Origin of the sequence: Mesorhizobium sp. M1E.F.Ca.ET.063.01.1.1, from assembly GCF_003998155.1 — a bacterium.
In the GTDB taxonomy this organism is placed as follows: Bacteria; Pseudomonadota; Alphaproteobacteria; order Rhizobiales; family Rhizobiaceae; genus Mesorhizobium.
In genome coordinates this window covers 1-4,096 of sequence record NZ_RZSC01000552.1, presented here as the reverse complement: position 1 = coordinate 4,096, position 4,096 = coordinate 1, and the positions used below count along the sequence as shown (strand labels likewise).

Below are 4,096 nucleotides of genomic sequence, written 5' to 3'. Positions count from 1 at the left end.
AAACGGGTGGGAGGGCCGTTTTTCAGGCCGGCCATTTGCCTGTCCCGAAGCGCCGGCAAACGAGAATTGCGGCTTTCCCGTGCGCAACGGTGAAAAAAGGCACGTCAGGTCTTGCACACCCCGGAAGCCGCAGTGTTAATCTCATGGCAAGAATCAGTGTCGGTTGCAGTAGGAAAAGGGGGCATTCTTATGGGGGAAAAAGCCTCTTTCACGAGGCGGGACGGAAGCCTTGACGACGCCTTGAAGCGGGACAGCGGCGGCGACGCCGCCGAGTTTGTCGAAATCGCCGGCGCTATCAAATGGTTCGACGTGGCCAAGGGCTACGGATTCATTCTTCCGGACGACGGCGTCTCGGGTGATGTTCTCCTCCATGTGACATGTCTTCGAAGGGACGGTTTCCAGACCGCGTTGGAAGGCGCGCGCGTCGTCTGCCTCGTCAAGCAGGGCGAGCGCGGCCTGCAGGCTTTCCGCGTTCTTTCCATGGATGCCTCCACGGCGGTTCATCCGGCGGAGCAGGAGCAGCGCACGCATGTCACCGTGACGGCCGAAAGCGGGCTCGAGCGGGCGCTCGTGAAGTGGTTCAACCGCACCAAGGGCTTCGGCTTCCTGACCCGGGGCGACGGCACAGAGGATATCTTTGTCCACATGGAGACGCTGCGCCGCTACGGCATCACCGAACTGAGGCCGGGGCAGGTCGTGCTGGTTCGCTTCGGGCGCGGCGACAAAGGCCTTATGGCCGCCGAAATCCATCCCGATATGGGCACCTTGCCGGTCTCGCATTAGAGCAATTCCAGGAAAAGTGCGTAGCGGTTTTCCGCCCGGAATTGCGTCAAAACAAAGAGATAAAGCGGTTCGCCGTTTCTGTGAAACGGTGAAACGCTCGAGGGCTTCCCCGACACGATCAGGATGGGCCCGTCTCGTGACAAGGCCTTGCACGTGCAAGGCCTTGTCTTGTCCGAAAACCGGTTCCACTCGCCTGGATCATGGTTTAAAGCGCGTCGCGGCGAAACGGATTCAGGCGCCGCGCTTTGTGTTTGTTTTGATGCATGTCGTTTGCCCAAAACCGCTGCGCATTTTTGGGCGACTTTGCATTAGGACGAGGTCTGGACGAGGTATCACATGTCTTACCGCAACTGGCTGACTGCAGGCGCGCTTTGCGGCGCCATCGTTTTGGCTGCCTATTTCGGCGCCTTGAAATCGAGCTCGGCGGACGGCCAGGCCATGATGCTGCCGGTCGATCCGACGCCGCTGGTCGCGGTGACCGGCTCCGGCGAGCATTCCTTCTCCGTCGCGATCGCCGATACGTCCGACGAGCGCGAGGCCGGGCTGATGTTCCGCAAGGATATGGCCGCCGACCACGGCATGCTGTTCGTATTCGAGAAATCCGGCGAAGTGAATTTCTGGATGAAGAACACGCCGATGCCGCTCGACCTGGTCTTTGTCGGCGAGGACGGCAAGATCAAGGCCATCAAGCGCGGCGAACCGGAATCGGAGGCGATCATCTCTCCGGGACATCCGGTGAGATTCGTGCTCGAGCTCAAGGCGGGAACGGCCGCCAAGGACGGTCTCGAGGACGGCGATCTCTTGCGCCACCCGGTGATCGCCAAGGCGTCGGGCGCCGGTTCCGACTGACTGCGGCTGCGTCAATGCAATATTTTTCCCATGACGGCTTCGAACTCGCCTATCTCGACCGCCAGCCGGCGTCCGGGGAGGGCGATCCGGTGCTGATGATCCATGGCTTTGCCTCGAGCCATTACGTCAACTGGGTCTCGCCCGGCTGGTTCAAGACGCTGAACGACGGCGGCTACCGCGCCATCGCCTTCGACAATCGCGGCCACGGCTCCTCGTCGAAGAGTTATGACGAGGCCGACTACACGCCGGCCAGGATGGCGTCGGACGCTGCCGCGCTGCTCGATCACCTCGGAATCGAACGCGCCCATGTCATGGGCTACTCGATGGGCGCGCGGGTATCCGCATTCATGGCGTTGTCCAATCCGGACAAGGTGGCGACGCTGGTGTTGGGCGGTCTCGGCATCGGTCTGGTCGACGGCGTCGGCGATTGGGATCCGATCGCCGATGCGCTTCTGGCCGAGGACCCCGCCACGATCAGCCATGCGCGCGGCCGCTCGTTTCGCGCTTTCGCCGACCAGACCCGCAGCGACCGCCGGGCGCTTGCCGTCTGCATCGTCGGCTCGCGCGCATCCATGAGCGAGGACGATGTCGCGCGCATTTCACAGCCGACCCTGATCGCCGTCGGTACGAAGGACGACATCGCCGGCTCGCCCGACGAACTCGCCGCCCTGATGCCGAATGCAAAAGCCTTTCACATCGAAGGCCGCGACCATATGCTTGCCGTCGGCGACAAGAGCTTCAAGCAGCGGGTGCTCGAGTTCTACGCTGAAAATCCGCTCTGAACGCGCGACTTCGCGCTCGAACGACCATGGTCGATCTTCTCGTCACCTATATGGAGATGACCGAGCCGTCGTCCGGCGAGCCGCTTACGGTTCCGCTGTCCGGCGCGGCCGTGAGGCATGAGATGCCTGATCTTCCAAACTATCTCGACCTCTACCGCGCCGTCGGCGGACCGGTGCAATGGGACCAGCGGCTGCGCATGCCCAAGGTGGAGCTCGAAACGCTGCTCGCCAGCGCCTCGACGCATATCCATGTGCTGCGCGTCGACGGCGAAGCCGCAGGCTTCTGCGAGTTCAACGATGTCGGCCAGCAAGCCATCGAACTCGTTCATTTCGGGCTGGTTCCCGCATTCCAAGGGCGGCGGCTGGGGCCGTTCCTGCTCGACCGGGCGCTACGCGCGGTGTGGTCGCACCGGCCGGAAAGGCTTTGGCTTCATACCGATACCCATGATCATCCGGCCGCCCAGTCCGTTTACCGACGCGCGGGATTCAAGGCCTATGCGCAGCGCATGGAGACCTTTCCGGACTAGGACTTGTCAACCCTCCAGCGCTACCAGCGAGCGCGCAAGGTTCTGCCGGGCCCTTTCTCCGAAGCGCCGCCGGAATTCAGCGGTATGGAAAATATGTGGGCGGGCTAGGAAGCTCTTCAGCACCGCTGCCCGGCCAGCGCGCCACATCGGTTCCTCGACCCAGCCATATTCGCGCCGGACGGCTTTCTCATAAGCATCGAAGGCGCCCGGCTCGGCGCCAAGGATTGCCAGGTCCATGTCGAGGAAAAGGGCTGCGTCGCTTGTCGCCTTCTCGTCGTCGAGCCGCGGCAACTGATGCGTGGCGGTGGCGTCGATCATCGCCACAATACGGCTGAGACGCTCCGAGCTGATGCGGCCGGAGAGCTTTTGCTCCGCCAAGACCGCGCTCTTGGTCTCGTTGTCCTTGGCGCGGCTGTCATAGATCGCGTCGTGGAACCAGATCGCCGCTTCGACGGCGTCCGGGTCATGGAGCAGGCGTCGGCATTCTTCCGCTAGCGCCAGCATGGCCTCGACATGAGCGAGGTCATGGTAGTGCCTGTCCCCGGCCTGATAGAGCGCGGTAAGCTCGTTTTTCAGTGCTCCGTCGATCAAGGGTTCGTTTTCCATCGCGGCTTGAATTCCCGTGAACCAAGTCCATTTGACAAAGCACTAAGGAAAATTGAGTTCAACCGTGCTACGATCTACCTTATATAAGCCGCCGGAGAATGAGCAGGCCGGAGATCGTCGATGAACAGCGTTACGATAGCCCGTCCCAGCATGGTGCAGCCGGTCGATCCGATCTGGCGCTCGATCCGCGACGAGGCGATGGAAGCGGTGAACCGCGATCCGCTGCTGGCCGCCTTCCTCTATTCCACCATCCTCAACCAGGAAAGCCTGGAGGAAGCGGTCATCCATCGGCTGGCCGAGCGTCTGGCGCATCAGGATATCGGCTCCGATCTCATCCGTCAGACCTTCAAGGCGATGCTTGCCGACGATCCGGAGTGGAGCACGACGCTGCGCGTCGACATCCAGGCCTATTATGACCGCGACCCGGCCTGCGACCGCTTCATCATGCCGGTGCTCTATTTCAAGGGTTTCCATGCCATCCAGACGCACCGGCTGGCGCACTGGCTGTGGAACCAGGGCCGCAGGGACTTCGCGCTCTACCTGCAGAGC

The 4,096-nt window shown here is 62.2% G+C and carries 5 protein-coding genes and 1 pseudogene; 5 read left to right on the top strand and 1 reads right to left on the bottom strand.

Annotation, left to right across the window (positions count from 1 at the left end; genetic code table 11):
* Nucleotides 1–189 precede the first annotated feature (189 nt).
* The 4 genes from EOA29_RS27750 to EOA29_RS27730 all read left to right on the top strand — a co-directional run bounded on the left by EOA29_RS27750 (nucleotide 190) and on the right by EOA29_RS27730 (nucleotide 2,941).
* Entirely contained in the window at nucleotides 190–783 is a 594-nt protein-coding gene (locus EOA29_RS27750) for a cold-shock protein (RefSeq protein ID WP_126093541.1), read from the top strand.
* Nucleotides 784–1,119: 336 nt separating this feature from the next.
* A complete protein-coding gene (locus EOA29_RS27740) occupies nucleotides 1,120–1,632 on the top strand; it encodes a DUF192 domain-containing protein (protein ID WP_127221885.1) in 513 nt (170 codons plus the stop codon).
* Nucleotides 1,633–1,646: 14 nt separating this feature from the next.
* Complete coding sequence (locus tag EOA29_RS27735) at nucleotides 1,647–2,414, top strand: alpha/beta hydrolase (protein ID WP_126093544.1); 768 nt, start codon at nucleotides 1,647–1,649, stop codon at nucleotides 2,412–2,414.
* 26 nt (nucleotides 2,415–2,440) lie between these two features.
* Nucleotides 2,441–2,941 carry a GNAT family N-acetyltransferase gene (locus EOA29_RS27730; protein ID WP_126093545.1) on the top strand — a complete coding sequence of 167 codons (501 nt, stop codon included), beginning with the start codon at nucleotides 2,441–2,443 and terminating at the stop codon, nucleotides 2,939–2,941.
* A gap of 6 nt (nucleotides 2,942–2,947) precedes the next feature.
* Here the strand turns inward: EOA29_RS27730 and EOA29_RS27725 are convergent, their stop codons facing one another.
* Nucleotides 2,948–3,547, bottom strand: coding sequence for a hypothetical protein (locus tag EOA29_RS27725; protein ID WP_126093546.1), 600 nt, complete (start codon nucleotides 3,545–3,547; stop codon nucleotides 2,948–2,950).
* A gap of 120 nt (nucleotides 3,548–3,667) precedes the next feature.
* Between EOA29_RS27725 and EOA29_RS27720 the strand changes: the two are divergent.
* A pseudogene (locus EOA29_RS27720) lies at nucleotides 3,668–4,096 on the top strand (serine O-acetyltransferase); the annotation flags it as partial.

What these genes read in the sequence shown, in the direction of transcription:
- EOA29_RS27725 (WP_126093546.1), bottom strand. Translation starts at nt 3,547, where the DNA reads ATGGAAAACGAACCCTTGATCGACGGAGCACTGAAAAACGAGCTTACC.
- EOA29_RS27735 (WP_126093544.1), top strand. Translation starts at nt 1,647, where the DNA reads ATGCAATATTTTTCCCATGACGGCTTCGAACTCGCCTATCTCGACCGC.
- EOA29_RS27740 (WP_127221885.1), top strand. Translation starts at nt 1,120, where the DNA reads ATGTCTTACCGCAACTGGCTGACTGCAGGCGCGCTTTGCGGCGCCATC.
- EOA29_RS27730 (WP_126093545.1), top strand. Translation starts at nt 2,441, where the DNA reads ATGGTCGATCTTCTCGTCACCTATATGGAGATGACCGAGCCGTCGTCC.
- EOA29_RS27750 (WP_126093541.1), top strand. Translation starts at nt 190, where the DNA reads ATGGGGGAAAAAGCCTCTTTCACGAGGCGGGACGGAAGCCTTGACGAC.